Below are 2,204 nucleotides of genomic sequence, written 5' to 3' on the forward strand. Positions count from 1 at the left end.
GGGGCGGCCGGCGCACCGCCGGCGGTGCCCGCCGGCAGCGTCTCCTCCATCACCGTCTGGCGCAGCTGGCGGCCGAATTTCTCGTTCATCACGTCGTCCGACAGGTACGTGATGTGGCCGATCATCCGCGCGATGCGCAGGCCGCGCTGCGGGATCGCCCCGTGCCGGTAGAAGTGCCCGCCGTGGAAATCCGGGTCGGTCACGATGGCCCGGCGCGCCACCTCGTTGAAGGCGATGTTCTCCGCCGTGAGATTGGGGGCGCTGGCCACCACCACCGCATGGCGCACACGTTCGGGGTACTGCAGCGTCCACGACAGCGCCTGCATGCCGCCCAGGCTGCCGCCCAGCACCGCCGCGAGCTGCTGCACGCCGATGCGGTCCAGCAGGCGGGCCTGCGCGTTCACCCAGTCCTCCACCGTCACCACGGGGAAGTCGGCGCCGTACACCTCGCCGGTGTCCGGGTGCGTGTCCATCGGGCCGGTCGATCCGAAGCACGAACCCAGGTTGTTGATGCCGATCACGAAGAAGCGGTTCGTGTCCACCGGCTTGCCGGGGCCGATCATGTTGTTCCACCAGCCCTCGCTCCTGGGCTGGCCTTCGTACACGCCCGCCACGTGGTGCGAGGCGTTCAGCGCATGGCACACCAGCACCGCGTTGGAGCGGTCGGCGTTGAGCGTGCCGTAGGTCTCGAAGGCAAGGGTGTAGTCGCGGATGGCGCCGCCGCCCTGCAGCGGCAGCGCGTCGGCGAAATGCAGGGACTGGGGCGTGGCAATGAAGGACATGAAAAAACCCGGCGTCGCTAAAAACGAGGCCGGGTCGGTGTGTCTGTCACTTGGCGGACGGGTCTTTAGCGGTATTTATAAAGCGCCCGCAAGCTATGCAAATCGGCGCGAGGGGCACTATACCAAAGCCCGGGCCCGCCGGCCATGGGCCCGTGCACGTTCAGGCCGCGGGTGCGAAAAGCGCGATCAGCCCCAGCACGAGGAAGATCACCGCCGACACCATGTGCACCGCGCGGATCGGCACCCGCCGCGTGATGCGCTCGCCCAGCCACACCACGGGTGCGTTGGCCAGCATCATGCCCAGCGTCGTGCCGGCCACCACCCACCAGTAGGCGCTGTAGCGCGCGGCCAGCATCACCGTGGCGACCTGGGTCTTGTCGCCCATCTCGGCCAGGAAGAACGCGATCAGCGTGGTGCCGAACACGCCAAAGCGCGGCGCGCCGCCCGATGCGTCGTCGTCCAGCCGGTCGGGGATGAGCATCCACACCGCCATCGCGATGAACGACAGCCCGAGACCCCAGCGCAGCACCTGCGGCCCCACGACGGTCGTCACCCAGGCGCCCACGGCGCCGGCCAGCGCGTGGTTGGCCAGCGTGGCGACCAGGATGCCGAGCACGATCGGCCAGGGCTTGCGAAAACGCGCCGCGAGAACGAGGGAAAGGAGTTGGGTCTTGTCGCCCATCTCCGCGAGGGCGACGATGGCGGTCGAAACGAAAAAGGCTTCCATTGGGGGCAGGGAGTTGTCCGGCCGGACAGGTCGCAGAGCATTGACTGCACCCCGACGCCGGCCTTTGGGATCGGTGTGCAGTCAATGGTCTCGCCCAGTTCCGATGGAACCGCATGCACCACAGGCCGCGCAGGCCCGAGTTTGTTGATGCATGCCCCCGCGCGGTCTGTGCGCCGGGCGGGCTACTCCCCAAAGACGGGCCGATTGTAACGATGCGCTTCCAGCCTTCGGGTAAATACCCAACGAAAACGTTGCAGGCGCGCCAATTTTCGTGCTTGGACCCCGAATAGATGGTTAATAATGGGCCTTGCCTTTCTGCCAAGCAGGAACGCAAGTAGCGGTGATTGGTCGGTTTCGCGTCTTTGAAGTCGTCACAGGTTTGTTGATTGCGTCGGGCTCCATCGCGTTTTCTTGTTTTTTTTAGGAGTCCTTCATGGGCAACAAACTCTACGTGGGCAACCTGCCCTATTCTTTCCGCGACGACGACCTGCAACAAACGTTCAGCCAGTACGGCAACGTGGTGAGCGCCAAGGTCATGATGGAACGTGACACCGGCCGCTCCAAGGGTTTCGGCTTCGTCGAAATGAGCAACGATGCCGAAGCGCAAGCCGCCATCCAAGGCGCGCATGGTCAAAACTTCGGCGGCCGTGACCTCGTGGTCAACGAAGCCCGTCCGATGGAACCCCGTCCCCCCC

At 65.6% G+C, this 2,204-nt stretch carries 3 protein-coding genes and 1 riboswitch; of the genes, 1 reads left to right on the forward strand and 2 read right to left on the reverse strand.

From position 1 onward, the window contains the following. On the reverse strand, window positions 1–782 hold a 782-nt coding region (gene metX / locus AC27KI_RS23170; protein WP_487116057.1), incomplete at its 3' end, for a homoserine O-acetyltransferase MetX. A 160-nt stretch (window positions 783–942) separates the two neighbouring features. Further along, a complete protein-coding gene (locus AC27KI_RS23175) occupies window positions 943–1,509 on the reverse strand; it encodes a TMEM165/GDT1 family protein (protein WP_284430567.1) in 567 nt (188 codons plus the stop codon). Window positions 1,510–1,519: 10 nt separating this feature from the next. Next, window positions 1,520–1,717: riboswitch (yybP-ykoY riboswitch) on the reverse strand. A 225-nt stretch (window positions 1,718–1,942) separates the two neighbouring features. Between AC27KI_RS23175 and AC27KI_RS23180 the strand changes: the two genes are divergently transcribed. Next, on the forward strand, window positions 1,943–2,204 hold a 262-nt coding region (locus AC27KI_RS23180; RefSeq protein ID WP_487116059.1), incomplete at its 3' end, for an RNA recognition motif domain-containing protein.

Source organism: Acidovorax sp. KPB24-03 (assembly GCF_057546605.1).

What these genes read in the sequence shown, in the direction of transcription:
- AC27KI_RS23175 (WP_284430567.1), bottom strand. Translation starts at nt 1,509, where the DNA reads ATGGAAGCCTTTTTCGTTTCGACCGCCATCGTCGCCCTCGCGGAGATG.